Source organism: Corynebacterium sp. UMB6689 (assembly GCF_030215295.1).
GTDB lineage: Bacteria > Actinomycetota > Actinomycetes > Mycobacteriales > Mycobacteriaceae > Corynebacterium > Corynebacterium aurimucosum.
This window is the reverse complement of the sequence record NZ_JASOLS010000008.1, coordinates 87,128-112,706: the sequence shown is the minus strand read 5'-3', so window position 1 is coordinate 112,706 and position 25,579 is coordinate 87,128. Positions and strand designations below refer to the sequence as shown.

Here is a 25,579-nt window from a genome sequence, read left to right as displayed (position 1 = left end):
AAGTGTCCAAGGCCTCCATGGATTCCGTGTCCAAAAAGACACCGGACTCCATGTCCAAAAACCCTATGGACATAACATTTTCTAACTAAGGCCCGGGATGAGCGCGTTGATGCCGAGCATCAACGCCAGCGTTGCCAGCGGGATAACGATGGTCACCACGGCAACATCCTTATAGGACAGACGGTGCGTCATACCGCACACAATCAACATGGTGAGTACCGCACCATTGTGCGGCATGGAATCGAAGGACACCGAGGCCATCGCAGTCACGCGGTGCATCAGCTCAAGGCTGATGCCCTGTTCCGTCGCTAGCTGGGCGAGCTGATCACCCAGGGTCTGCATCGTGATGGAAAGACCACCCGAGGAGGAGCCGGTAATACCGGAAATGACGGCGGTAGACACCGTGGAGACCACCAAGGCATTATCGGAGATCCCCATCATGTTGCTTTTAACCACGCTAAAGACCGCCAGGGCGGCAATCACTGCGCCATAGCCCACCTCCGAGGCCGTGGTCAGGCACGGCAGAATAGCGTTCTTGGCGCCATCGGAGAATTCCTTGACGGACTCTGCAGCCCGCTTGGGGAACATCGCCACGATGACGAAGACCGCGCAAGCTAAAGCGACCGTCGGCGACCAAATACCCAACAACGAATCGAGATCGGTCTCGCCGTATTTCTCTTCGCCAAGATAAGACGTATCCAGAACCTTGGACACGCCGTAGACCATGGCGAAGTTCACCGCGATGACAACGGCGATGGGAACTAGGCCCAACAATCCCTGCACGTGGACGGAGGGTTCAGTTTCTGCCCGAGCATGAGTAGAAACGCGGCCACCGGAGTTGGTGTCGAAGGATTCTCCACCGATTTCTACGCTGGCTTCTTCCCCGCTGTCGCCGATTCCCTCGGGTGTTTCGATGACCTTGCCGTCAGCATCGAGCGGCTCAAATGTTTCCCCACCCGCGCGCAGGGTGCGCACGCGGTACTCCAGCCACGCGGTTCCCACCGCCAGCATGATCGCAGAAGAGATGAGACCGAAGAGGGGTGCCGCGTAGACGTTGGTACCGAAGTAACTGGTGGGGATTGCGTTATGGATCTGCGGCGAACCGGGAAGCCCGGCCAGCGCGAAGGTGATGGTTCCCAGCGCAATCGCTCCGGGCATGAGCCGTTTGGGGATCCCAGATTCCTTAAACAGGGCGGTCGCGATGGGCACGATGGTAAAAGCCACAACCCACGCAGATACACCGCCATAGGTGAGCAAGGCTGTGGCGACGACCGTCGAGAACATCGCGCGCTTTGGCCCGAATAACGCGGTAATCCCGCGAGCTAGGTACCGGGCAAGCCCCGTGGAAGTCATGAGGAAGCCGAAGATCGCGCCGAAGAGGAAGAGCGGGAAATACTTGGTCACGAAGTTTCCGGCTGCTGGCATAAAGATCTGGGTATAGGTAGCCAGGATCGGCTCTCCAGAGAAAACCACCGCGATCAAGGCCGCGAAGGGGGCGACGACCACCACGGAGTGCCCGCGGTAGGCCATCACGACGAGGATAATCAGGGAAAGAACCACCCCGATGAATGAGATAACCATAATTTCTACCTCACTGTCTTGGTCATCTGAGGCAAGAGGGCGAATCACCCTTCCTGCGCATGCGTCGCCGGTACCATGTCCTCTATGGAGGAGAAAACAGCTTCGACGCGGGAGAGAATTCTCGAATGTTCACGCGAGCTTTTCAGTGAGCGGAGCTTCTCACAGGTCTCAATGAAAGACATCGCGGAGGAAGCGAATGTTTCTGTCGCGCTGATTGTGAAGCACTTCCACAACAAGGAAGGGCTCTTTGAGGCCACGGTGGATTTCACTGCTTCCTCGGCAGCGCTCTTTGCCGGTCCCTTCAGCGAGTTAGGCCGCACCGCGGTGGTTGAAACCCTTACTGCTCCACACAACGCGCCCTACTCCATGGCCCGGACTATTTCCGTGGCGAGCGGTGACTATCAGACGCTCGGAGCCATTGGTAAGAGAATTAAATCCGACTTGCTGGAGGTCTTGGCTTCTCGGATTCGTAAAGAGTCCGGGAAGCACTCGCCTTCGCCGGAGCTGCGGGCCCAATCCGCGCTGGCCCTTCTCATGGGACTGTCGTTCATGCGGCGTTTTGGTGATACCGAGTTTGCGGCCTTTCCTACCGAGGAACTCATCGAGTACTATGCCCCGCTGCTCCAGGGCATCCTCGACGGTGGCCAAGCGCCCTAGCGCTCTCAGCAGGCTAGAGCGCCTAGGAGGCCTTAGAAGCACTTAGGAGCGCTTAGGCTGTTCCTTTGGAACGAACTTCGGAAATGATGGCGGAGAAGTCGAGGCCGCCGTGGCCTTCGTCCACAAAGGAGGAGTACTGCTCCTCCGCGATCCGGCCCAGGACAGTGTCGGTCTTGGTGTCTTCCGCCGCGGCCATGGCCAGTTTGAGGTCCTTGAGCATGAGAGCGGCGGCGAAACCTGGCTTGAAATCGTTGTTCGCCGGTGAGCTCGGCACGATATCCGGAACCGGGGCGTTGACGGACAGCGACCACGAATTGCCGGTGGCGTTGGAGACGACGTCGTAGAAGGCTTGGTGATCCAACCCCAAGCGCTCGCCGAGGACCAGGGCTTCAGCTAGGACAATTTGTTGGACCGCGAGGATCATGTTGTTGCATGCCTTGACCGCTTGGCCGTTGCCAATGTCACCGCAGTGGGTGACTGACTTGCCCATGATGTCGAGCAGCGGTTTGACCTTCGCAAAGTCTTCGGCTGTGCCGCCGACCATGAAGGCGAGCGTTCCCGCTGCCGCCCCGGCGATGCCGCCGGAGACTGGTGCATCAAGAAAGGCGGAGCCAGCCTTGCCCACCGTCTCCGAAAGCTCACGTGCCTCCGCGACCGCGATGGTGGAGACATCAACGTAGGTCTTTGCATCCTCGTTGGCTGCGAGGACCGACTCGATGACCTGCTTGACCAGCCCACCATTAGGCAAACTGGTAAAGACTACCTCGGCGCCCTGCGCGGCTTCCTCCGCGGTCTCGATGATGGTGACGCCCTGCTCGGCGGCGCGCTCCCGAGCCTCTTCCACGACGTCGAATCCGCGGACCTCATGCCCGGCCTCCGCCAAGTTGACGGCCATAGGGCCGCCCATGTTGCCCAATCCGATAAACGCGATAGTCGTCATTGTGTTCTCTCCTTACATGACCGGCATGGTGAACTGAGGACCTGCGGACTCATCATTAGGCCAGCGCGAGGTGATGGTCTTAGTCTTGGTGTAGAAGCGGAAGGAATCCGGTCCGTGCTGGTTGAGGTCGCCGAAACCGGAGGCCTTCCAGCCGCCGAAGGTGTGGTAGGCAATCGGCACCGGAATCGGAACGTTGACGCCCACCATGCCGACCTGGACGTTCTTGCAGAAGTCGCGGGCCGCGCCGCCGTTCTGGGTAAAGATGGCGACACCGTTGCCGTAGACGTGGTCGTTGGGGTAAGACACGGCCTCTTCCAGGGTTTCGGCGCGGACCATGACCAGCACCGGGCCGAAGATTTCCTCGCTGTAGACGGACATGTCGGCGGTAACGTTGTCGAAGAAGCTCGGGCCGGAGTAGAAGCCGTCCGCGAGGGAATCCTCGTTATAGGTCTTGTCAGACATGTCCAACTCGCGGCCGTCGGCAAGCAACGTGGCTCCTGCCTCCACGCCCTCGGCGATGAGCCGGTGTACGCGATCGCGTGCCTCTGCCGTGACCAAGGGGCCATAGTCGGCCTCAGGATCGAGGCAGTGGCCTACCTTAAGTTCTGGAATCTTGGCCAGGATGGCATCGCGCAAACGGTCTGCCGTGTCCTGTCCCACGGGGACTACCACGGACAGGGCCATGCAGCGCTCACCCGCGGAGCCGAAGGCAGCGCCCACGATGGCGTCGGCGGTGGCGTCAATGTCGGCGTCGGGAAGCACGATGGCGTGGTTCTTCGCACCGCCGAAGCACTGAGCGCGCTTGCCTGTGGCCGCGCAGCGCTCGTAGATGTACTGCGCAATCGGCGTGGAGCCGACAAAGCCCACGGCCTTGATGGTGTCGGAATCGAGGATGGCATCGACTGCCTCCTTGCCTCCGTGCACCACGTTGAGAACGCCGGCCGGGCCGCCTGCCTCAATGAAAAGCTCCGCTAGGCGTACCGGTACGGAGGGGTCGCGCTCAGAAGGCTTGAGTACGAAGGCGTTGCCCGCTGCCAGTGCCGGGCCGGCCTTCCACAGCGGAATCATGGCCGGGAAATTGAACGGGGTAATACCGGCGACCACACCAAGTGGCTGGCGCATCGAGTAGGTATCGATACCGGTGCCAACCTCCGAAGAATACTCACCCTTGAGCTGGTGCGGGGCGCCAAGCGCGAACTCCAGCACGTCGACGCCGCGCAGCACGTCTCCCTTAGCATCCGGGAAAGTCTTACCGTGCTCCAAGGAGAGCTGCGTGGCCAGTTCATCCATGTTCTCGTGGATGAGACGGATCCATTCCATGATGATGCGGATACGCTTCTGTGGGTTTAGTGCTGCCCAGCCTGGCTGAGCCTTCGCGGATTCCGCGATGACGCTGTCCACATCGGCCTTGTTCGCCAGAGCGACGGCGGCCTGCTCCTTGCCGGTCGAAGGGTTCAGGACGGGCTGGGTGTTGCCCGACGTCCCCTCGAACGTTTCTCCATTGACATAGTGATACACAGTGCGCATGTCGCGTCTCCTTCCTGGAACCTCCGGCTCCTTCTATGGCTTGGGTCACACACTAACCGCAGTCCACAGCCACACGCCATGAATAATGAGACATCAAACACTATTCACCCCCTAGAGTGAGTTGACATACATGCTTTGTCCTGCACTTTCCCCATACGCCTCCCCTCGAAGTAGTGGGGTGAATGCCATTCACCTGGCCTGTGCCCGAGAAAGCGCGGGCTAAGGTGATGACATGGACCACACGGAGCAGCCTGCGACCACCACCCCCGACGGGCCCGGACTAACGAGCTGGGAAGCCGATGTCATCCTCAACGATGGCGATATCGCTACCCTGCGTCCCATCACGCCGGGCGACCGCGATGCCATTCGCGCTTTCTATGATCGCGTCTCGGATCAGTCGAAGTATCTGCGCTTCTTCGGCACACACCCCACGCTGACCGACGATGATCTTGACCGCTGGCTCCATACAGACGGCTATGACAAGGTCACGCTCGTCATGGTGGAGCGCGGCAGTATCGTGGCGGTGGCCGGATACTCCATTGTCGAACAGTTCTTGCCGGCGCGCGTGGGCGATGTCTCCTTCCTAGTCCAGGATTCCCACCACGGCAAAGGCGTAGCCAACATCCTTCTTGAACACCTGGCGGAGATCGGACGCGAAGGAAAAGTGGAGCGCTTTTTCGCAGAGATGCTCACCCAAAACCGCAGGATGGTGCAGGTCTTCGTGCGTGCAGGCTACTCCGCGAAGCCGGAGCTTGAGGATGGATTCATTCGAGTGGATTTCTACATCGCTCCGAATGAGAATTCCCGCGATGTTATGGAACGCCGCGAGCTGCGCGCCGAAGCCAACTCAATTCACCGTTTGCTCACCCCAAGCTCCGTGGCGGTGGTTGGCACGCTCTCCAGCCAGCAACTGGGCAGCGCCGGCTTCACTGGTTCACTGCATCACCTGCACAGCGTCGATGAACTCCATGACCTTGCTGAACCGGTAGACCTCGTTGTCATCGAATTTCAAGGGCGCGGCGGCGCCAATGTCATGGAGGCGGCTGCCGCCGCAGGCGCTAAAGGGGTCATCGTCATCTCTCGCAGCCAGAACCCTAACCTTTCGCGCGAGGAAGCTCGCGACATCGTACTCGCGGCTAGGGACTACGGTCTGCGCGCCCTCGGCCCCGCTGCATTGGGCCTCATCAACACCGATGACTCGGTTCGCCTCAACGCAAGCCCCGCGCCCATGCCACGGGCCGGCCAAGTAGGGCTCTTTACCCAATCGGCTGGCGTGGCGACACTGGCTCTATCCCATGCGCTGCAACTTGGCTGCGGTTTAAGTAACTTCATCGCCGCTGGTTCCTTCGCTGATGTCACCGGCAATGACGTTATGCAGTTCTGGAGCCAAGATGAAAACACACGCATCTGTCTGTTGTCCCTCGACTCGATAGGTAACCCACGTAAGTTCTTCCGCGTTCTGCGCCGCCTAGCACTGGACAAGCACGTCGTGGTGTTTCTTCCTTCGCGCGCGCTGAAATCCGCCCGGCACTACGCGGTCGAAGGACTGTCTGCGGCCAGTCCGGCCGCACTGGATGAGATCATCCGCTACACCGGAGCCATGGTGGTCACCCGCCGCGATGCCATGCTTGACATCGCCCAGCTCCTCGCGCGCCAACCCGTGCCGCAGGGCCGTCGAATTGCCGTGATGTCGAATTCCTCTGGACTGACCGCGCAGATGGAGCAGGCAGCCTGGCGCTTCGGGCTGCGCCCCCGCGCTACCACCGTCGTCGACGATCCCGCTCCCGCCATCACGGAACAGGCCCGGGCAGCTGTAGCGGACCCGAATATTGACGCGGTGTTGTGTGCCGTCGTAGAAGTCGGCGAGTTTATCCTCAAGGATGCTTATTCAAGTTTGTCGCAGCTGGCATCCACGACGACGGATACCCCGCTTATCGCCAGCTTTGTTGGCTTCGACGTCCCCGATTTCCGCACCGCTCCGGGCCCAGAGAAACCCGGCCAACTGCCGGTGTTTGACACCTATGCTGACGCCATCGAAGCATTAGCGACCATCATCGATAACGAACGCCGACGCGCCCTCGCCCGCCCCAACCCTGCCGATGAATTCGCCACCAGCGAGGGTCTGGCTGAAGCACGCGGGGTCGTTGCGGAGGTGCTTCTGGATTCGCCCACCGGGAGGTGGACAACCGATGAGGAGTGCGCGCGAATTCTGAGCGCCTATGGCATCGACATTGTTCCTTGGAATCCGGTCAGCACCCTTGAGGAGGCCATTGCGGCTGGGCACGAGTATGGATGGAATGTGGTCCTCAAGTGCACCTCGCAGATAGTGCGGGGCCGCTCGGAACTTCCCACTGTCGTGCGCAACATCCATGACGAGGAGTCCATGAAGCGCGCGTGGAGCACCATCACTCAACTCACGCGTGATCTCCACTTAGGCGAGGACCCGGCCATCTTGATACCGGTGGTACAGCGCATGGTCACGGCGGGCGCCTCCCTTACTCTGCGGGCCATCGAAGATCCCGTTGTGGGCCCTATGGTTTCTGCAGGTTTCTCCGGGCTGCCCTCGGATCTGTTGGGGGACGTCGAGTGGCGCGTGCCTCCGCTACGCCGAACGGATGCCCTGGACATGCTCAGCTGCTTGAAGGCCTCTCCCCTGTTGACCGGCTATCGCGGTACCAAGGCCGCCAAGCTACATCGCGTCGAAGAGGTCATGATGCAGCTGGCACAGCTCAAAGACGACATTGCCGCACTCGTTGACATCGAGCTCTCCCCTGTCATCGCCGGGGTGACACAGACTGATGTGGTGGGGGCCCGCATGCGCATCGCCCCGCTGGGTGATGTCCGCGATCCCCTCGCGAGGTCCTTGTCATGAGTCAGTCAAAACCGCTGCTTTTCGCTTCGGAGGAAATGTACCGCTACTCGCTTGGTCCAGAGCATCCGATGGGGCCGGACCGGGTCGCCGCGGCGATGTCACTGGCTCAGCACTTCGGTGTGCTCGAGGAATTCGATATCGAGTGCCCCGACCCGCTGAACACCTCGCACCTGCAGCTCGTGCATAGCCCCGACTACATCGCCGCCACCCGCGCCGAGGTGCCCACTAAACGTTTTGGTCTGGGCACCGAAGACAACCCGATTAGTCATGGCTTGTCGACGGTCGCCGCGCGCATCGCCGGCGGTACCCTAGCGGCCGCACGGGCTGTGTGGGAAGGTCGCGCACCACGCGCAGTCAACCTTTCCGGCGGGCTGCACCATGCTTTTGCCGATTCGATGTCGGGGTTCTGTATGTACAACGATGCCGCGATTGCCATCCGGTGGCTTCTGGATAACGGCGCCCAGCGCGTGGTCTACCTTGATTTAGACGCTCACCACGGCGACGGCGTGGAGAAGATCTTTTGGGACGATCCCAACGTGCTCACGATTTCAGTGCATGAATCGGGACTCTATCTCTTCCCCGGCACGGGCTATGCCCACGAGGTTGGTGGACAGGGCGCGGAAGGTACCGCCGTCAACGTGGCCCTGCCCCGTGGGGTCACGGATGAGGAATGGCTGCAGGTGGTCCACGCTATCGTCCCGCCACTGCTCAAGAAGTTCCGCCCCGATTTCATCATTTCCCAACACGGCGCGGATCCGCACCGTTCGGATCCCCTCGCTGACCTAGAGCTCACCATCGATGCGATGGCGCGGGCGTACCGTTCGGTGGCGGTGTGGGCGCAGCAGTTTGCGGCTGGGCGGTGGGTCGCCCTTGGTGGCGGTGGCTATCGAATCGATGCCGTCGCACGCGCGTGGACGCATGTACTCGCCGCGGCCGCCAATGTGGAGCTCACTGCCTCCTCCCGGATGCCAGGCGGCTGGGAAGGCTCCCCTACTCTGGGCGATGAGGGCTCGGGCGCCACCATCGAGGACTTCGACCCCACCAAGGTCATGGCAGAGAGGCCGCACGCAGCGCTGGTGCAGACCACGCGCGCCATCTTCCCCTACTGGGGTTTACCTGCTTATGGTTAGGCCCCGCGTGGGACCTTAGCACTGAATACGCGGCATTCGCCTTAACGCGGCGGCATACGCAGCGCACCATCCAAGCGAATCGTCTCGCCATTGATATAGGGGTTGTCAGCAATCGACAGGGCCAGGGCAGCGAATTCCTCCGGCTTAGCAAGCCTGGCGGGGAAAGGCACAGTGGCTTCCAACTGCTCACGGAACTCCGGGGTGATCTGCTCCATCATCGGGGTGGATACCACGCCCGGGGCGATGGCATTGACGCGAATGCCCAGCGAGGCCAAATCTCGAGCCCCGGTAATCGACAGGGCGGCCACCGCACCTTTCGACGCCGCGTAAGCTGCCTGCCCGACTTGTCCTTCAAAGGCTGCGACGGAGGCAGTGTTGATGATAACGCCGCGCTGGCCGTCCCCATCGAATGGTTCTGTCTGAGCCATTGCCTCAGCGGCAGCAGTCATGACGTGGAAGGTACCTATGAGGTTGACGTTGATGGTCTTGGAAAACAGCTCCGGATCGTGTGGTCCTTTGCGTCCGAAGATGCGTGCCGAGGGGCAGATTCCCGCGCAGTTCACGGCCACGCGTATGGGCGCTTTCGTTGCTGCACCGAGGACCGCCTCCCGGACTGCGGCGGCATCGGTGACGTCGACGGCTATGTAGTTGATGTCGCTGTGCTGTTCCTCTGGGACGGACAAGTCGAGCACAGTGACCGCGGCTCCGTGTTCCGCGAGTGCTGCGGCCGTCGCCGCTCCAAGGCCGGATGCACCGCCGGTCACGACGGCTGATACTTCGTGTAGGTTCATGGTTTTCTCCTTTTGAGAAGAGCGAGGGGGTGGGTTCCCTGGTGCTGTGAATCTGTGGCGGTGAGTACGAGGACAGAGCTACTTAAACGAAGGCAGATACGCCAGTCACAGCACGGCCGACGATGAGCGAGTTGATGTCGTAGGTGCCCTCATAAGTGAAGAGAATCTCGGCATCATCCATCATCTTCGACAGGTCATACTCCGTGAGGATGCCGTTTCCACCGCCAATGTTGCGGCCCGCTGCGGCGGATTCGCGCGCTAAGCGTGTGGTGGTTGCCTTCGCCAGGGCGGCAAACGGCATTTCCAGCATGCCCTGTTCCTGGACCTCCGCCAGCTGGGCCATCATGGCAAGCGACGCAGTAGCGTTGCCCAGGATACGGGAGAGCTGCTCCTGGACGAGCTGGAATTTAGCAATGGGCCGGCCGAACTGCTCGCGCTTAACCGCGTACTCGCGGGCCTTGTCGAAAATGCCCAGCTGCAACCCAGCGCCCTGCCAGCCCACCCAAGCACGGGAATAGCACAAGAAGTCGTTGACGTTGGCGAAGGATTCGGCACCAGGGATCAGGTTCTCATGGGGAATGAGAACGTCGTCGAAGTGCAGATCTGCATTCTGCATGATGCGCAAACCCATTTTGCGCGAGATCTTGTTACGCGTCACGCCGTCGCGGTCGAGCTCAACGATGAAGGCTTTAATCTCATTATCCGCCGTATCGCGGGCGAAGGTGATGGCGAAATCAGCAAAAGTACCGGCGCCGATCCAACGCTTCGATCCATTGATAACCCAGCCCTCGGCGGTGCGCTCCGCCGTTGTGGCTAGTCCGCCGGCGATGTCGGATCCGTGGTCCGGCTCGGTCAGCGCGAAGCACCCCACTTTGGTGAACTGGCGCAAGCCTGCCAACCAGGTGTCTTTTTGTTCCGGGGAACCAAGCTTGTCGATGAGTCCGAGAACAAGCTCATTGTGAATACCCACCAACGCCGATAGTGACACATCTGCGCGCGTGACTTCTGCGTAGACCAGCCCACGATAGAGGCGTGAGGTATCCGTAAGCTCGACTTCCCCTAAACCCATCTCCGCCATGCGAGGAAGAAGGCCGAAAGGCAGCTCTTCACGGTCCCAGTATTCCCCCACGACCGGACGAATCTCCGTCTGCAGAAACTCGTGGATCTCTGCCAGGCGCGCTTGCTCCTCGGGAACTAGGCGGTCAGCGACTGCGAAGATATCAGCGTGAGGGTACTTAATCTTCTCCAAGTGTTTCCCACTGGGATGTTGTGGTCCAAGGATTGGGGGCATAGTTTTCTACCTTTCTAGCTGAGAGTTTGTGGTGGCCACATGGATTTTCTTAAAGCAATGCGGCGATCTGTGGGATGGGAAATCAATGGGAACTACGCATTGAGTGAGTACGATAATACACCGTTTCGTACCGCACACGGCGTGTTCTATGATCGATTGGCACACCGCCATACGTCAAGCCCCACGAGAAATGGGTGCCCGAAGGCCGGAATCAACACAGACGGAGCGACACATGACCAAACCACTCACACCGCGGCAGCGAGAGCTCTTTAACGCCCTTTTGCAGGACTTTCTAGTCGAGGGTTTCGAGTCCTTCACCATCGACGGTGCAACCAAGCGCTACCAATGCTCCAAATCCACCATTTACGCACTAGGGCCATCGAGAGATGCCATCATTCGGCGCGTACTGGTCAGCTTCTTTAAAGAAATTGCACGCCGTACCGCCGTGAGCAAGACACCCACCTACACGCAGGCGCTTGAGAACTACTTTTCCTCCATGACCACCGCCCTAGAACCTGCCAGCCCGGAGTTTATGCGCGATCTCGCCTCCGAACCCGCTGCCCAGGAGGTTTTTAGCCTCAACACGCGCAGGGCTACCGAAACTATCCACGAGCTACTCAAGCAGGGCGTCGCAGCGGGAGAATTCACTGCGGAATACACAGATTTTGTCTCTCACCTGATCCAGCGCTCCATGACCGACATCCAGCAGGGCTTTTACTCGGATACTTTAGCTCCAGCCGAGGCCTATCACACTCTTGGACAGCTCATCCTTCACGGAATTTCATTGCGCTAGCCTGCGACTTCGGTACGCGTTACCCAAAATCTCTAGCAATTACTTCGAACTCGAAGTAAAGTAGTGTGCGACCCACGTCACATAGACGCACGGTTTGGGATACGGGCCATAGACATTGCAGCGTCCTTTCCCCCATGAGCACAAGCTAGAGGAGAACCAATGACCACGGTGACCGAACAATTCCAAGCAGCACGCGACCTGCTGGTTTCTTTTCAGACTGACTATGAAGAGGCCCGAAGCAACTTCGAGTGGCCGCGCTTCGAACACTTCAATTTCGCACTCGATTGGTTCGATCACCTTGCCACTGCAGAAGACTCTAAAGACCGCGAGGCACTCGTCATTTGTGAGACCGATGGCAGCAGCACCCGCCGTACCTTCGCTGAAATGTCGGCTCGCTCTGCGCAGTTGGCTAATTGGCTCGAGGGTCAAGGCGTCCAGCGCGGTGATCGCGTCATGCTCATGCTCAACAACCAAGTAGAGCTGTGGGAGTGCATGCTGGCCTGCATCAAAGCAGGCTTCGTCCTTAATCCAGCAACCGCCATGCTCGGTGCAGCGGATTTGCAGGACCGCACCGACCGCGCCAACATTTCCTGGGTTGTGGCTAACGCTGAGGATGCCGAGAAGTTCCAAGACGTCACCGGTGATTTCACCATTATTCAGGTGGGTGATGAACCAAATGCACAGTCGGCACACCCCACCCTGCGCTACTCGGATTCTTTCACCGGCCCAGAGGTCTACACGCCAAAGCAAGACACCAAGGCTGACGAAACTCTCCTGCTCTACTTCACTTCCGGAACCACATCGAAGGCGAAGCTCGTCGAACACACCCATACCTCTTATCCGGTCGGCCACCTGACCACGATGTACTGGATTGGCTTGGCGCCTGGCGATGTCCACCTCAACGTCGCTGCCCCTGGCTGGGCTAAGCATGCATGGTCGAACTTCTTCGCCCCCTGGATCGCCGGGGCCACCATCTTCCTGTACAACTATGCCCGCTTCGATGCCGCAGCCCTCATGGACAAGATGGAAGAAGAAGGAGTAACCAGCTTCTGTGCTCCACCGACCGTCTGGCGCATGCTTGTCCAAGCAGACTTGGGACGTATGAAGACCCCACCGAAGAAGCTAGTCGCTGCGGGTGAGCCACTAAACCCCGAGCTCATCAGCACCATCAGCAAGGCCTGGAACACCGATGTTCGCGATGGTTTCGGACAGACGGAAACTACCCTGCAGATTGCCAACACCCCAGAACAAAAGGTCAAGCCAGGCTCAATGGGTCGCCCACTGCCGGGGTGGGAAGTCGTGCTCAAGGATCCCGCTACGGATGAGATTGGAGATACCGGCGAAATCTGTTTGAAGATTGATCCCCGCCCGGTCGGTCTAACGGTGGGTTACTTCAACGACCCCGACAAGAACGCGGAAGTCTTTCGCGATGGTTACTACCACACGGGCGATACAGCGGAGCGCGATGAAGATGGCTACATCTTCTACATTGGTCGTGCCGATGATGTCTTCAAAGCCTCCGATTACCGCCTGTCCCCCTTCGAGCTCGAGTCCGTCGTCATCGAGCACCCAGCTGTCGCCGAAGTAGCGGTAGTTCCCTCCCCCGACCCCATCCGCCTCGCTGTGCCGAAGGCTTATGTGGCGCTGGCCAACGGTTACGAGCCGAATGCCGAAACGGCCGAAGCCATCCTCAAACACTGCCGTGATGGCTTGGCACCCTATAAGCGTATCCGCCGCCTCGAGTTCTACGAGCTACCAAAGACGGTCTCCGGCAAGATTCGCCGCGTCGATCTGCGCAAGCGCGAAACCGAGATTCACTCAGCTGATGGCGGTGAGACCACTGCGTCGACAGAGTTCGCTGATTCCGACTTTCCGTCACTGAAGGGCTAGCCCCACTAATCTCTCGACGATACAGGCCCCAGTTTCCAACTGGGGCCTTTGCTTCTCCTATCCCGGTTCTCAGAACAATGAGGCGGTCATTTATAGTTGTCTCGCGCTCTGAGCGCGCTACAAGGAGGTCTCTTTCCCGCTCATGGACATCATTGCCGAAGCACGCCGCCAGTGGGCCAAGCGCTATTCCACGCACTCCGCGCGTGGCCTGGCCACGGTCTCCTCCTTCGAGCGCGCCGCCCACATTTTAAGAAACGGTGCCGAAGAGGTTCTCACTCCCTTCGGGGTGAGCTATAGCCAGTTTGAAGTCCTCGCTGTGCTTATGTGGTCGCGCGCGGGAAGCATGCCCATGTCGAAGATCAGTTCCCGCCTTCAAGTCCCGCCGGCATCTCTTACCCACACGGTACGCAAACTGGAGAAGGACGGGCTCATCACGCGGGTGAGCGACCCTAAAGATAAGCGCTCGACCTTGGTGATGGTTACCGACCAAGGAATCGTGTTGGCCTCTGCGGCGGGGCCTGCCCTCGACCGCTATTTCGAGTCCATTGCGCTACCCGCCCGCGAACAGGATCGCGTCATCGCTGCTGCGAACCGCGTTCGCCGCGCCGCCGGTGAGGACGTCGAGGGGCCCGAAGCCCAGTAGAGCGGCGAAGCTTAAGCATGCTTGAAGTCTGGATCACGCTTCTCCACGAAGGCCGTCATTCCTTCCTTCTGGTCGTGAGATGAGAAGAGTGCGTGAAAGGTACGGCGCTCAAACTGGATGCCCTGGGACAGGGAGAGCTCGTCCACGGCATTGACCTGTTCCTTGATCTGGGACGTTGCTACGAAGGACTTCGAGGCAATGAGCTCTGCGGTTTCCAGTGCAGAATCGAGGAGCTCATCGGCGGGGACCACACGGGCCACGAGGCCGGAGCGCTCCGCTTCTTCTGCTGCCATCATGCGGCCGGTCAGGCACATCTCCATGGCCTTTGCCTTCCCAATAGCGCGGGTCAGGCGTTGGGAGCCTCCCATACCCGGGGTAACGCCGAGGTTGACCTCCGGCTGACCGAACTTGGCCTTGTCGCCGGCGATAATGAAGTCACACATCATAGCTAGCTCACAGCCGCCACCTAAGGCATATCCGTTGACCGCGGCGATGATCGGCGTGCGGGCGCGGGTAAGTACGTCCCAGCCCGCAAACCAATCCGCGTTGTACATTTCTGTCGCGGTCTTCGACGACATCTCCTTAATATCCGCGCCCGCAGCAAAGGCTTTATCGGAGCCAGTGATAACGATTGCTCCTACCTCGGCATCGGCATCGAATTTCTGCACCGCTTGGGTGACTTCCAGCATGGTGTCGTTGTTCAGCGCGTTGAGCGCCTCTGGGCGGTTGAGGGTAATGAGGGCGACGCGGCCGCGCTTTTCAGTAAGAATTGCCATGGATCTAGTGTCCTTTCTGTGCTTTCGGATAGTGCTGTAATAACTCGTGATGAGTGGTGAGCGTGTTTAATCTTCGGAGGCATCAAATGCGGGGGCTTCCACGCTGCCTTCGCCGGGTTCGAGGATAGACGCCACCACGTCTGCTGGGACGGCACCGATGGACTCGTACTCCCAGGAAGGGTTGCGGTCCTTATCGATGATCTGCGCGCGTATTCCTTCCACGAATTCCTTGTGCTTTTGCATGTTCACGGACATCCAGAATTCTTGTGTCAAGGTTTCTGCGAAGCTCATCGACGCAGTGCGGTTAAGGGATTCCTCGGTAACGCGGATTCCCAGTGGGGAGTTGAGACTCATCCGCTTGGCGGCCTTCGCGGCCCAGTGCCCGTCACCGCGCGTGGCGGCGAGTTCCTGCAGCCGGGCCAAGGTTTCCTCAGCAGTCTCTGCAGCGTAGACCTCTACCATTTCGGCGCGCTCCTCCCCGAAGCCGCGCCCCACCTCCTCGGTGAATTTCTCGATGTCTGCGGGGTCACCCGACTCCACCAGCCGTTCAACCAACGCGTCGAGCTTGTCCTTGGGCACAAAATAGTCCGCAAAACCGGTGTCGATCGCTTCGGCAGCGCCCACGTGGATCGCGGTATATGCCAAGTGGCGGCCAAGACGATCTGCGGCCCGGGAAAGCAGGTAGGAGCCGCCGGCATCGGGCGAATACCCAATTCCTACTTCCGGCATTCCGATGCGGGAATCTTCGCTCACAATACGGTGCGAGGCGTGCGCTGAAACGCCGATTCCGCCGCCCAGCACGATGCCTTCCATGAGGGCCACATAAGGCTTGGAATAGGTGGAAATCAGATAGTTCAGCTCGTACTCCGTCTTCCAGAAATGGGCACCGGCGGTTCCGCCTTCCAGGGCATCGTGATACAAAGCCGCGACGTCACCGCCCGCGCACAGTCCTCGATCCCCAGCACCGCGGAGGATGACGAGCTTGACGCGGTCATCATCCTGCCACTGCCTGAGCACCGCCGTCATCTCGTCGATCATCGTCTGGTTGAGCGCATTAATGGCCTTGGGGCGGTTGAGTGTAAGCACGCCGGCATGTCCACGAATTTCGCTAAGTATTTCGTTCGTCATGGTCTTCTCCTTATCTCTCCTACTAGCTACTGAGCTGGAGTTAGTTCACAGCCTCAAGCAACAGGGCTTCGCCTTGACCGCCGCCCCCGCACAAAGTGACCCCGGCGCGGCGAGCATGGGATTGCGCCAATTGGTGCGCCGCATGCACCACGAGCCGTGCGCCGGAAGCCCCGATGGGGTGGCCTAGGGCGATGGCTCCGCCTTGCGGATTAACATCATCGGGGTTGATCCCTAGGATCTTCGCGGAGTGCACCACCACCGCGGCGAAAGCCTCGTTGATCTCGATGTGGTCGAGGTCGTCCACGCCCCAACCTTCGCGTTCTAAGGCTTTAAGAAGAGCACGAGCAGGCTGTTCCTGCAGCGAAGAATCCGGACCGGCTACTTGTCCGGGCGCCCGAAGGACTGCCATGACGGGCAGTCCTTCCCTCTCCGCATGCTCGCGGGTGGTGAGGACGACGGAGGCTGCTCCATCCGTGATAGGTGAGGAATTTCCGGCCGTAATGCTTCCCGTGCTCTCGAAGGCCGGACGCAGTGCAGTCAAAGTTTCTTCCGTGACTCCTTCCCGGATGCCTTCATCGTGCGAGACGGTGACCTCATCGCGCCGGCGGTTCACCGTGATGGGAGCGATTTCCTTGTCGAAGGTTCCCTCCTCACTCGCCTGAAGCGCGCGCTGGTGGGACAGTGCCGCACAGCGGTCTTGTTCCTGACGGGTGGCCGGATAGCGTTCGGCATATTTCTCCGACAGCGAGCCCATGGAAATTCCGAGGTCAGCTGCGCGCAGGCCATCGTGCTCCATGTGATCGAGAAGTTCAACAGGACCAAATTTCTTCCCCCTGCGTGATTGCGGAAGCAGGTGGGGAGCCTGTGACATCGACTCCATTCCCCCAGCCACCACGACAGTAGCCTCACCGGAGCGCAGGAGCCGAGAGGCGTCGATAATCGCGGTCAGACCTGACAGACAAACCTTGTTGACCGTGGCGGTATGTGCCCTCGCAGATATCCCTGCCCCCAGCGCCGCCTGTTTTGTAGGATTCTGCCCCACACCCGCCTGCAAGACCTGTCCACAGATGACGGCATCAACATCATCCGGCTTAATCCGTGCTTGTGTGAGTGCGGCGGCGATGGCGTGAGAACCGAGCTCCGTCGCTGTCACGGTGGAAAGGGAACCAAGTAATTTGCCGAAGGGCGTTCGGGCGGCACCCACAATGACGATGTCCATATATCGCTCTCCAAACTGTACGAAGTTAACTCAAATCGTACCGCTGGATTGTGTGCTGCGCCACCCTTTTGAGGCATTCTATGCTCGCATGATTCTGGAGCAGCGCCATACGAAACAGTTTGAAGAGCAATTAAGGCTCACTAGAACCAGCCACATGAGAGAGCCGTCGAGGCTCTACCCAGCTGCATTCCTGAAAGATTAGAACGTGAGCATCAACGGAATGACCACGATCTTGACTATCTGCGCCACCACAATGGTGGCCGCGTAGCCGGTCATGATGCGGGAATCCGTGCTCATACCCGTGGCGTAGTTGACCACGGCAGGCTGACCGAAGATGCCGGAGATACCGCCGGCGGTGCGGGTCTCCGACTGGCCGAGGAACCTATTGACAACAGCGAAGATGGCGACGGCAACCACGGTAATGATGGCGGCCAGAACCATGGACTTCAACCCCATCCAGGAGAAGGCCGTGGACTGGAAAGCCTCACTCGAAGCGAGGCCCACCGACGCCAAGAAGATGACTAGACCCCACTGTTGAAGAGCCATATTGATAGAGGCCGGGACCTTCCACGGCACACGACGCGTGCGGTGGAGAGCGCCAAGAACAAGGCCGGTAATCAGCGGCCCCAGCGCGAAGCCCAGCTCAAAGGACGTGCCACCCGGCAATGGCACCACGATGAGCGCAATGAGGTAGCCCAAGAACAGGCCACCTCCCACGGCGATCCAGTTCAGCTGCGAGTAGCCCTGAACCGAGTCACCGAAGTAATCGCGAATATCGCCCATACGGTCCTGATCCACGATCACCGTCACGCGGTCACCGGCATCAAGGTGCGTATCGAAGCTGGCGAGGAACTCCTCATCGCCGCGCTCCACGTGGACGATGCGGCCACCATAGCGCCGGAAAAGATTGAGCTCCTCCACGGTTCGTCCCGCAATATCGGTGTTCGAGACCACCACGTTTTCAATGACCAAGCGCTTGTCCACGAAGGGTACTTGGGGCTGACGTTTACCCAAGGCGGCGGTAAGCTCGCGCCTCTTCGCCTTCGTCACGAGCACGCGCAGGATATCGCCTTTGCGAATCTCTGGATGGTCCCCCGCCACGGTGCGGGTATTGCCGCGGCGAATCGTGGCGATGACAAATTGATCCTCGAAGCGGTCCACGAGCTCCTCATAGGTGATGTCCTTGGTCACCCGAATGGTGCGGGAGCGGAAAACCTCCTCCGCAGAATTGTCTTTGTCTTTAGAACCCGGCCAGGACTGCTTGAGCAGGAATGCCACGAGCAGAATGGCAACGGCTACGCCCACCGGGTAGCCCAAGGAATAGCCCACGGCGGGCAGCTCCTCGCCGGTCTGTTGTTGGGCAACAGCAAGCGACGCCGTCGAGGTCGTCGCACCGGAGAATACGCCCACGGAGAGCAAGGGTGACAGGCCCAACCATCCGCCCGCGAGAAGCGCTACGGCAGCAGCCCCCACCACCGCGATGGCAGCAGTGATCATGTGTTTCAGCTGCTCAGAGAACCCCTTGAAGAAGCGTTCGCCGGCAGACAAGCCCTGCATATAGATAAAGAGGCCAAGCCCCATCTCTTGCAGGCTGCTTAAAATCGTTCCGTCGAGTTCGATAAAGGCACCGATGGCCAGTCCCACAAACAAGGTGCCGGCTGCGCCGAAGCGCAGCGGGCCGAAGGGGATCATGCCAAACAACGTGCCGAGCAAGGCAACAAAGAATATGCTCAGCCAAATATTTCCATCAAATAGAGCCAACACGAAAGGCCATTGTAGGAAAGCGAGAGCAAAAGACCACGTTCAAAGACGCTTTTCTGCGCTAAGGGTGCTCCGTCTCACGTCTGAAGCAGAAAGGAGATCTAAAAATGGCGCCTCAGCTTGGCCAGTTAGCTGCCGAGGAATTCCTTCCACGCCGGCCACTCCGCATAGGTCTGAGCGCGCCCGGCTTCATAGTTCGCACGCAGCTTAGTCACCGAGCGCTCGGTCGAAGCCACCTGCATATCCTCCGGAAAGAAAAGCTGAGCGCGCCCCTTTTTCTCCAGTTCCAGGAGTAGCTCCTTGGAGGCGTTATAGCGTGGTGGGCGCGCAATCATCGCCTCCGCCACAGCCGGGTACTTCCGGAAGACCCGCCGCAGCGCCGCCGGCCGCCCCACTTCCGGGCGCACGTACCCACGCGGTTTCGAACCGAGGAAAAGAAACTTCTCGAACCCGGCCTTCTCCGCTTGCTCGATGAGGATGCCACCGGACTCGCCCATCGCACCGTCGACATAAGGCACGCCATCGATGACGCGCATCGGCATGATCAGCGGCAACGTTGAAGAGGCGCGAACACGCACCATCAGGTCGTCTTGGGTCTTTATGTCTTCGCGCCCCCAGTACACGCTCTCCCCGGTATCGGCACGGGCGGCGGATATGCACATTTGTGCCGGGTTGGCCTCGAAGGCTTCCCAGTCAAAAGGCATGTCCTGGTCCGCGGCTTTCTCGTAGATGAACTCCGCGTTGAAGTAGCCGCTACCGCGCAGCAGCGAACCTAGGCCACCGAAGCTGGGGTTCTTGGCAAAGTCTACGAAGGATTCCTCCGAGCGACTCACATCGCGGGAGAGGAAATTCACGGTGTGCGAGGAACCCGCGGAAACGCCTCCAACCCAGCCGAATTCCACCTCCTCCTGCAGAAGCTTGACGATGCACGCGGCGGTATAGGAATTGCGCATGCCGCCGCCTTCAATGACAAGTGCTGTATCTTTCGCGTCAATCACAGTGCTCGATGGTACCCCCGCGCTAGGATCGCGCCATGGGTTTGTTTTCTGCGGTTAAGGATGTCATCGACAAACTCGGCGGCTCCAGCACTGTCCGTTTGGCTTCCCCGGATCCCCACGCCGTCGAGGTCTCTTTAGATCACCTGTCCGTGCACACGGCGAGCGGTCTCATCATCCTGGCTACCTCCCCTGCCGGTGCGCAGGTGCTCAGTGAGGTGGCCCATTCCGGCGAGCCCGCACAGTTACGCGGACCGCAATCCACGGTGCACCTCTCCCCCACGGCGAAGACACAGCGCCCTGTCCACGATCCCAAGCGGGGCTGGGCCATCCCGTTGTCGTCTGCGGAAAGAGAGGCGCTGTCCCGGATCAGCGCCGAGCCCGGCGATTATGAAATTTCCGAGTCCCTCGCCGTATCGATCGAAACCACCCCTGAAGAAAGCTAGTCCGCCATGCTCATCCTCCCCTTCCAAGGCCGCACTCCCCGCATCCACCGCAGCGCCTGGCTTGCCCCGAATGCCACCATCATCGGTGACGTCACCATCGGGCCAGATTCTTCCGTGTTCTATGGCAGCGTGCTGCGCGGGGACGTCGGTTCCATCCACCTTGGGGCACGCGTCAACATCCAGGACAACTGCGTCATCCACGTTGAATCCAGTAAGCCTTGTGTGCTGGAGGATGACGTCACCGTAGGACACATGACCATGCTCCATGGCACGCACGTGGGCGCGGGCACGCTCGTTGGCATGAAGGCCTCCCTACTCTCCGGCTCTACCGTGGGCCCAGGTTCTCTCATCGCTGCCGGCGCTGTGGTGCTCGAAGGCCAGGATATTCCCGCCGGCACCCTAGCTGCTGGGGTGCCCGCCAAGGTGCGCCGCGAGTTGAGCCGTGAGGAATCCGCCGCCTTCATCCCGCACGCCGCGCGCTACGTCGACATTGCTCAGAAGCAGGCGCTGCTTGGCGAAGCCCTCCCCCTCGACGAAGTCCTCTACGACTAGCGCCACGACTCTTTCACACTGCCGTTGTTGCCAAAACTCTTGAGCTCGCCGCAGGATCTGACCAGATCTTTGGCAACTAGGGCAGTTCTGCTCCGCAAGCTAAGGCCACGAGCTAAGCCACCCATCGATTGCTCTCAGTGCTGAAGCCCTAGAGCAGGGAAACAAGCCCCATGATCACTAGGAAGGCAGCCACGCCATAGCCACTCCACAGCGCAACTGTGGCGGAGTTCTCCCGCGCCCACGCGAAGGCGCGACCGGCCCAGGAATGTGGTTTCGCCCGAACCACAGCGATGAAAAGCCCGCACACCGTGGGCAGTGAGAGCGCGAAAGTGGCATAGAAGAAAAGGCCGCCGTATTTAACGGTGTTGCTAAAGTCCCCTGCCGCAAGGTGCATCAGGCCATAGAAGAAGGGCACGGAGGTCAAGGACTGGATAACCCCCATGGCATAGCCCACCGCGACAGTCTTGGCCGAAGGCGTGCGCAGCGGGCCGAGGAGTTTCTGCACCATGTCATTAGGTTCGCCCTTGGAGCGCCAGGCCAGAAGGCCCAGTCCCAGGCCGATGATCACCAGCCCCCAGCCAAGCAGCGGTGATTCGAGTGCGGCAGCCACCTTGTCCTGAATACCGACGAACACAAACATCACCACGGCGGCTGCGGTGAGCACACCGAACCAATCACCGACGATGACTAGGGCCGCGATCTTGCGGTAGCTGCCCCGCGGAAGCATGATGCCGATAGCTACCAGGATTCCGATCAGTAGAGCATTGACGGAATCGGCAAAGGCATTGAGCACGGCTTCGAGCATGCGGGCCAGTGTACAGGGCGTCGTGTCGGAGCTAATACGGACTCCGAGCCTTCAGCTCCTGCACCGAGCCTCACCCTAGCGGTACAGCCTGAGGAAACATTCACTCACTGTTTACCGTTAAGGGCCCTCATGTGAGGGCTGTCAACGGTAAGGTATTGAAAAGTGCTTGCCGCCGCGACGGGTTTCTCCCCCATCGTCGGCGGCGCCCTAACTCATGCCCCCGACAGTGATGTGGAGAGATAACAAATGAAGGTAGCGATTCTCGGCGGAGACGGCTTCTGCGGTTGGCCCGCTTCCCTCTATCTCTCCGACCAAGGCCACGATGTCATCATCGTGGATAACCTCTCCCGGCGCGCCATCGATGAGGAGTTGGGCGCGGAATCCTTAACACCCATCGCCTCCATTGAGGAGCGCCTGGCTGCGTGGACCGAGGTCTCCGGCAAGACCATCGGCTTCCGCAACCTCGACGTGGCCCAGGACTACGACGGCTTGTTGGATTTCCTGAATACCGAGCGCCCAGATGCTGTGGTGCACTTTGCTGAGCAACGTGCCGCCCCCTATTCCATGAAGAACTCGCGCACCAAGCGCTACACGGTGGATAACAACATCAACGCCACCCACAACTTGCTCGCCGCCATTGTCGAGTCTGAGCAAGATATCCACGTCGCCCACTTGGGCACCATGGGTGTCTACGGTTACGGCACCGCCGGCATGAAGATCCCGGAGGGCTACCTGGATGTACAGGTGGATGCGGGGGAGAATGGCGTCGTCAAGCAGCAAATCCTCTACCCCTCCAATCCGGGCTCGGTCTACCACATGACGAAGGTGCTGGACCAGCACCTGTTTGCCTACTACGCCAAAAATGATGAGCTGCGCATCACCGACCTACACCAGGGCATCATCTGGGGCACGCACACTGAGCAGACCCAGAAGGATGAGCGCCTGATCAACCGCTTTGATTATGACGGTGACTACGGAACGGTGCTCAACCGCTTCCTCATTCAGGCCGGTATTGGTTATCCGCTGACCGTGCACGGCACCGGCGGACAAACCCGCGCTTTTATCCACATCCGTGACATGGTGCGCTGCATCGAGCTAGCGCTGCAGAACCCGCCGGCACGCGGTGAGCGCGTGAAGATCATCAACCAGATGACCGAAACCCACCGCGTGCGTGACTTAGCAGAGTTGCTGGCGAAGATTTCTGGTGCGGAAGTGGCTTATGTGCCGAACCCGCGCAAGGAATCCGCGGAGAATGAACTCCACGTCACCAACGACACCTTCCTCGAACTAGGACTGGAGCCGACCACCTTGTCGGAGGGGTTGCTCCATGAGGTCGAGGAGGTTGCGCGTAAGTACGCCGACCGCGCGGACCGCTCCAAGATTCCGGCGCAGTCACTATGGACACGCCAGCAGCACGCCGGCGTTCCTTCCACGGAGGCTTAAGTCCCACCGTGCGCATCGCAATCGTTACTGAGGTCTTCCTGCCCAAGATCGACGGCGTGGTCACGCGCCTGACGCGCACGCTGGACCAGTTAGCCGCGATGGGCCACGAGGTCCGGATTTTTGCCACGGGCAAGGCTCCTGACTCCTATGCCGGCTTCGAGGTCACCCGCATCCCCAGTCTGTCGCTGTGGGTCTACCCGGAGATCAAGTTTGGCCTGCCTTCGTGGAAATTCTTCAAGGAGATCCGAGATTTCGATCCCGATGTCATCCACGCGGTCAACCCCATTTGGACTGCAGCCCTCGGCGTCTTCGCCGCGCAGCGCGATGCCGTGCCGCTGGTGGCGAGCTTCCACACCAACGTGCCTGAATACGTCGATGCGCTGGGCATCGGATGGACCCGCCCGCTGACTGAGGCCGCTCTGAAGTACCTGCACAACCAGGCGGCGGTGAACCTGTGCACCTCTGGCCCCATGGTGGATAAGGCTCGGACGATGGGGATCCGCAACGTGCAGTTGTGGCCCAAGGCGGTGGATACGCAGACCTATCACCCTGACCGCGCCACAGCACAGATGCGCGAGCGCCTCACCGGTGGTAACCCGGATACCCCGCTGGTGACCTATATCGGCCGAGTGTCCAAAGAGAAGGACTTGGAGCGCCTCGACCACGTGATGCAGCTAGTGCGGGCAGAGCTTAGCGACGCCCGCCTGGCCATCGTTGGCGATGGTCCCGCTTTGGAGGAGCTCAAGGCTAGCTTCGATCCTGCGCACACAGTGTTCACCGGCTACCTGTCTGGCGAGGAGCTCGCCGCTGCATTCGCCGTGGGGGATGTCTTCCTCTTCCCCTCCGCCACGGAGACTTTGGGGCTGGTAGCACTCGAGTCCTTCGCCTCGGGCGTGCCGGTCGTCGGCACGAATGCCGGTGGTATCCCCTTCGTCATTGAAGAAGGCGTGACCGGGCACCTCATCGCTCCCGACGCCGATGAGGAGGCGTGGGCGCGCGCCACGGTCGGACTCCTCGAAGACCCTGCCCGCCGGGAGACGATGGGCGCTGCCGCCCGCCGCGAGGCTGAAAAGTATTCCTGGGTAGAATCCACCCAAGCCCTCCTCCACGCCTACGAGGAGGCTATCGAACACCCCTTCCGCAGGGAAGAAAACGAAGTCAAGGAGCACTAATGGATTCCGCCCAGAACCTGTACTCCGCAGGCGCTTTTATCCAAGCCGGCATCGACGCCACGTTTACGTCCCGCTTGGGCGACGTGCGCGACGTCGAAGTGAACTTCACGCCCGCTGCCCCCGCCCCCGAAGCCCGACAAGCAGCGCAGCCAGACCAAGACCAGCGCGCGGTGGTGCGCTTTAGTACTGATTCAGGGAGCTATGACTTCGATGGGCTGCGTCTAGCCACCATCCAGGACGGACAACTGCACTGGGCCACGGGTTTGACGGAACAAGCGCCCCAACCTCAGTTCCACGGACCACAGCCCGATTCCGCCCTGCTTCGCGGCTTAGCGCGGCGGTTGGTGGGTGACCGGCCCGTTCTCCGCGTCCCACAGGGTGAGGGCGAAGCACTCGTCGCCGTCGATTTCACGGACCTCCACCCGGATCCCCGTGTTAGCATCCTGGCCGGGCTCGAACGCTCGGGGGATGTCGAAGGAGGCGTCGACGAGCGCCTTGCTACCTCTGAGCTCGCCTCCTATCTAGGCGTGGCCTCGGCAGCAGCAGAAGGCCTCGCGCGCTTCCACGGCACTCGGATCGCGGCCCTTCCCCACCCCTCAGGCCAGGCCGGGCTTAGCGCACGCGATGTATTGGCTGACGCCCACTTTCTTGCCACCGAGCATAATTTCTTCTTGGAGGCCCGCTTCCCCAACCTGTCTGCGGACCTCGACCCTGGCACGTCTCGCACCGTGGTCAACTCTGATTATGGTTCGCTCACGGTTCCCGCCCACCTCATTGCTACTCTCGACGCATCCACGGACACGTTCACCTGGGCATGGGCGGACGAGCTATCTAGTTCCATGTCCGCCCAAGCAGCGGCGAACCTGCGCCGCTTCGGCTATGACAATGCTCTCCCCGAGCTGATTCGCGCCCGTGTGTCGATCCCCGAAGCGCGCTCGGTGCGCCTGCCGCAGTTAGCCATGCCGGTCTTGGGGCTGTGGACCCTATTGCCTGTGCAGCTGCCCGATGGTCGCCAGGGGCTGGCGCTGACCGATACCCCTGCCTTCCATCTGCCCGCACCGACCCCGGCCGCCACGCAGGCCACCCTTAACGTTGCCGTGCCTGAAGGAGTGGATGAACACCGGGCGCGCGCCGCCTATCAGCAGGCACGTGGCCTATAAGTCCTAA

Annotated in this window: 22 protein-coding genes; 11 read left to right on the top strand and 11 right to left on the bottom strand. The window is 60.2% G+C overall.

Features of this window, described 5'->3' with window-relative positions; genetic code table 11:
• Window positions 1–81 precede the first annotated feature (81 nt).
• Window positions 82–1,581 carry a GntP family permease gene (locus tag QP363_RS06420; protein ID WP_284763484.1) on the bottom strand — a complete coding sequence of 500 codons (1,500 nt, stop codon included), beginning with the start codon at window positions 1,579–1,581 and terminating at the stop codon, window positions 82–84.
• Window positions 1,582–1,656: 75 nt separating this feature from the next.
• Here QP363_RS06420 and QP363_RS06415 point away from each other — a divergent pair, with 75 nt between their 5' ends.
• The gene (locus QP363_RS06415) at window positions 1,657–2,238 is read left to right on the top strand and encodes a TetR/AcrR family transcriptional regulator (protein WP_284763482.1); all 582 of its coding nucleotides are present in this window, start codon (window positions 1,657–1,659) and stop codon (window positions 2,236–2,238) included.
• A gap of 52 nt (window positions 2,239–2,290) precedes the next feature.
• Here QP363_RS06415 and mmsB read toward each other — a convergent pair whose 3' ends face one another.
• A complete protein-coding gene (mmsB, locus tag QP363_RS06410; protein ID WP_070447131.1) occupies window positions 2,291–3,178 on the bottom strand; it encodes a 3-hydroxyisobutyrate dehydrogenase in 888 nt (295 codons plus the stop codon).
• 12 nt (window positions 3,179–3,190) lie between these two features.
• A complete protein-coding gene (locus QP363_RS06405) occupies window positions 3,191–4,705 on the bottom strand; it encodes a CoA-acylating methylmalonate-semialdehyde dehydrogenase (protein ID WP_070710703.1) in 1,515 nt (504 codons plus the stop codon).
• A gap of 232 nt (window positions 4,706–4,937) precedes the next feature.
• Between QP363_RS06405 and QP363_RS06400 the strand changes: the two genes are divergently transcribed.
• Together QP363_RS06400 and QP363_RS06395 are read left to right on the top strand one after the other, a co-directional pair.
• Window positions 4,938–7,577, top strand: a complete 2,640-nt coding sequence (locus QP363_RS06400; RefSeq protein ID WP_284763480.1) for a GNAT family N-acetyltransferase — start codon at window positions 4,938–4,940, stop codon at window positions 7,575–7,577.
• A complete protein-coding gene (locus QP363_RS06395; RefSeq protein ID WP_284763479.1) occupies window positions 7,574–8,707 on the top strand; it encodes an acetoin utilization protein AcuC in 1,134 nt (377 codons plus the stop codon). The genes QP363_RS06400 and QP363_RS06395 overlap by 4 nt, the downstream gene beginning before the upstream one ends.
• A gap of 41 nt (window positions 8,708–8,748) precedes the next feature.
• Here the strand turns inward: QP363_RS06395 and QP363_RS06390 are convergent, their stop codons facing one another.
• Both QP363_RS06390 and QP363_RS06385 read right to left on the bottom strand, forming a co-directional pair.
• Window positions 8,749–9,498 (bottom strand): SDR family NAD(P)-dependent oxidoreductase, encoded by a 750-nt coding sequence (locus QP363_RS06390; protein WP_284763477.1) that lies wholly within the window; start codon window positions 9,496–9,498, stop codon window positions 8,749–8,751.
• An 82-nt stretch (window positions 9,499–9,580) separates the two neighbouring features.
• Window positions 9,581–10,789: an acyl-CoA dehydrogenase family protein gene (locus QP363_RS06385; RefSeq protein WP_284763475.1), complete on the bottom strand. Its 1,209-nt coding sequence runs from the start codon at window positions 10,787–10,789 to the stop codon at window positions 9,581–9,583.
• 232 nt (window positions 10,790–11,021) lie between these two features.
• On the opposite strand from QP363_RS06385, the gene QP363_RS06380 reads away from it, so the two are divergent.
• The 3 genes from QP363_RS06380 to QP363_RS06370 all read left to right on the top strand — a co-directional run bounded on the left by QP363_RS06380 (window position 11,022) and on the right by QP363_RS06370 (window position 14,115).
• Window positions 11,022–11,582 (top strand): TetR/AcrR family transcriptional regulator, encoded by a 561-nt coding sequence (locus QP363_RS06380; RefSeq protein ID WP_070646208.1) that lies wholly within the window; start codon window positions 11,022–11,024, stop codon window positions 11,580–11,582.
• Between the two features lie 159 nt (window positions 11,583–11,741).
• Window positions 11,742–13,472, top strand: a complete 1,731-nt coding sequence (locus QP363_RS06375; RefSeq protein WP_216379875.1) for an AMP-binding protein — start codon at window positions 11,742–11,744, stop codon at window positions 13,470–13,472.
• Between the two features lie 142 nt (window positions 13,473–13,614).
• A complete protein-coding gene (locus tag QP363_RS06370; protein WP_070646202.1) occupies window positions 13,615–14,115 on the top strand; it encodes a MarR family winged helix-turn-helix transcriptional regulator in 501 nt (166 codons plus the stop codon).
• Between the two features lie 11 nt (window positions 14,116–14,126).
• On the opposite strand, the gene QP363_RS06365 is transcribed toward QP363_RS06370, so the two are convergent.
• From QP363_RS06365 to QP363_RS06345, 5 genes are all read right to left on the bottom strand, one after another.
• On the bottom strand, window positions 14,127–14,891 hold the full coding sequence (locus QP363_RS06365) for an enoyl-CoA hydratase (RefSeq protein WP_070646198.1): 765 nt from the start codon (window positions 14,889–14,891) through the stop codon (window positions 14,127–14,129).
• 66 nt (window positions 14,892–14,957) lie between these two features.
• Window positions 14,958–16,019 (bottom strand): enoyl-CoA hydratase/isomerase family protein, encoded by a 1,062-nt coding sequence (locus tag QP363_RS06360; RefSeq protein WP_144657521.1) that lies wholly within the window; start codon window positions 16,017–16,019, stop codon window positions 14,958–14,960.
• A gap of 40 nt (window positions 16,020–16,059) precedes the next feature.
• Window positions 16,060–17,238, bottom strand: a complete 1,179-nt coding sequence (locus tag QP363_RS06355; RefSeq protein ID WP_070646192.1) for an acetyl-CoA C-acyltransferase — start codon at window positions 17,236–17,238, stop codon at window positions 16,060–16,062.
• A gap of 198 nt (window positions 17,239–17,436) precedes the next feature.
• Complete coding sequence (locus QP363_RS06350) at window positions 17,437–19,002, bottom strand: TrkA C-terminal domain-containing protein (RefSeq protein WP_070646189.1); 1,566 nt, start codon at window positions 19,000–19,002, stop codon at window positions 17,437–17,439.
• 125 nt (window positions 19,003–19,127) lie between these two features.
• On the bottom strand, window positions 19,128–19,997 hold the full coding sequence (locus QP363_RS06345) for a patatin family protein (protein ID WP_070710693.1): 870 nt from the start codon (window positions 19,995–19,997) through the stop codon (window positions 19,128–19,130).
• Window positions 19,998–20,032: 35 nt separating this feature from the next.
• On the opposite strand from QP363_RS06345, the gene QP363_RS06340 reads away from it, so the two are divergent.
• Window positions 20,033–20,440, top strand: a complete 408-nt coding sequence (locus QP363_RS06340) for a hypothetical protein (RefSeq protein ID WP_070710692.1) — start codon at window positions 20,033–20,035, stop codon at window positions 20,438–20,440.
• A gap of 6 nt (window positions 20,441–20,446) precedes the next feature.
• Window positions 20,447–20,992, top strand: a complete 546-nt coding sequence (locus QP363_RS06335; RefSeq protein ID WP_284763471.1) for a gamma carbonic anhydrase family protein — start codon at window positions 20,447–20,449, stop codon at window positions 20,990–20,992.
• Window positions 20,993–21,140: 148 nt separating this feature from the next.
• Here the strand turns inward: QP363_RS06335 and QP363_RS06330 are convergent, their stop codons facing one another.
• The gene (locus QP363_RS06330; RefSeq protein ID WP_144657515.1) at window positions 21,141–21,797 is read right to left on the bottom strand and encodes a hypothetical protein; all 657 of its coding nucleotides are present in this window, start codon (window positions 21,795–21,797) and stop codon (window positions 21,141–21,143) included.
• 246 nt (window positions 21,798–22,043) lie between these two features.
• Between QP363_RS06330 and QP363_RS06325 the strand changes: the two genes are divergently transcribed.
• From QP363_RS06325 to QP363_RS06315, 3 genes are read left to right on the top strand one after another with little or no spacing between them, the layout of a single operon-like run.
• Window positions 22,044–23,240 carry an NAD-dependent epimerase/dehydratase family protein gene (locus QP363_RS06325; protein WP_070731016.1) on the top strand — a complete coding sequence of 399 codons (1,197 nt, stop codon included), beginning with the start codon at window positions 22,044–22,046 and terminating at the stop codon, window positions 23,238–23,240.
• A gap of 8 nt (window positions 23,241–23,248) precedes the next feature.
• Complete coding sequence (locus QP363_RS06320; protein WP_284763470.1) at window positions 23,249–24,412, top strand: glycosyltransferase family 1 protein; 1,164 nt, start codon at window positions 23,249–23,251, stop codon at window positions 24,410–24,412.
• A complete protein-coding gene (locus tag QP363_RS06315; RefSeq protein WP_284763469.1) occupies window positions 24,412–25,572 on the top strand; it encodes a DUF6882 domain-containing protein in 1,161 nt (386 codons plus the stop codon). Before QP363_RS06320 ends, QP363_RS06315 begins: the two co-directional genes overlap by 1 nt.
• Window positions 25,573–25,579: the final 7 nt, after the last annotated feature.

Coding starts and splice junctions, on each gene's coding strand:
- QP363_RS06400 (WP_284763480.1), top strand. CDS start 4,938: ATGGACCACACGGAGCAGCCTGCGACCACCACCCCCGACGGGCCCGGA.
- QP363_RS06355 (WP_070646192.1), bottom strand. CDS start 17,238: ATGGACATCGTCATTGTGGGTGCCGCCCGAACGCCCTTCGGCAAATTA.
- QP363_RS06335 (WP_284763471.1), top strand. CDS start 20,447: ATGCTCATCCTCCCCTTCCAAGGCCGCACTCCCCGCATCCACCGCAGC.
- QP363_RS06385 (WP_284763475.1), bottom strand. CDS start 10,789: ATGCCCCCAATCCTTGGACCACAACATCCCAGTGGGAAACACTTGGAG.
- QP363_RS06380 (WP_070646208.1), top strand. CDS start 11,022: ATGACCAAACCACTCACACCGCGGCAGCGAGAGCTCTTTAACGCCCTT.
- QP363_RS06360 (WP_144657521.1), bottom strand. CDS start 16,019: ATGACGAACGAAATACTTAGCGAAATTCGTGGACATGCCGGCGTGCTT.
- QP363_RS06330 (WP_144657515.1), bottom strand. CDS start 21,797: ATGCTCGAAGCCGTGCTCAATGCCTTTGCCGATTCCGTCAATGCTCTA.
- QP363_RS06395 (WP_284763479.1), top strand. CDS start 7,574: ATGAGTCAGTCAAAACCGCTGCTTTTCGCTTCGGAGGAAATGTACCGC.
- QP363_RS06415 (WP_284763482.1), top strand. CDS start 1,657: ATGTCCTCTATGGAGGAGAAAACAGCTTCGACGCGGGAGAGAATTCTC.
- QP363_RS06370 (WP_070646202.1), top strand. CDS start 13,615: ATGGACATCATTGCCGAAGCACGCCGCCAGTGGGCCAAGCGCTATTCC.
- QP363_RS06390 (WP_284763477.1), bottom strand. CDS start 9,498: ATGAACCTACACGAAGTATCAGCCGTCGTGACCGGCGGTGCATCCGGC.
- mmsB (WP_070447131.1), bottom strand. CDS start 3,178: ATGACGACTATCGCGTTTATCGGATTGGGCAACATGGGCGGCCCTATG.
- QP363_RS06315 (WP_284763469.1), top strand. CDS start 24,412: ATGGATTCCGCCCAGAACCTGTACTCCGCAGGCGCTTTTATCCAAGCC.
- QP363_RS06325 (WP_070731016.1), top strand. CDS start 22,044: ATGAAGGTAGCGATTCTCGGCGGAGACGGCTTCTGCGGTTGGCCCGCT.
- QP363_RS06375 (WP_216379875.1), top strand. CDS start 11,742: ATGACCACGGTGACCGAACAATTCCAAGCAGCACGCGACCTGCTGGTT.
- QP363_RS06365 (WP_070646198.1), bottom strand. CDS start 14,891: ATGGCAATTCTTACTGAAAAGCGCGGCCGCGTCGCCCTCATTACCCTC.
- QP363_RS06420 (WP_284763484.1), bottom strand. CDS start 1,581: ATGGTTATCTCATTCATCGGGGTGGTTCTTTCCCTGATTATCCTCGTC.
- QP363_RS06340 (WP_070710692.1), top strand. CDS start 20,033: ATGGGTTTGTTTTCTGCGGTTAAGGATGTCATCGACAAACTCGGCGGC.
- QP363_RS06405 (WP_070710703.1), bottom strand. CDS start 4,705: ATGCGCACTGTGTATCACTATGTCAATGGAGAAACGTTCGAGGGGACG.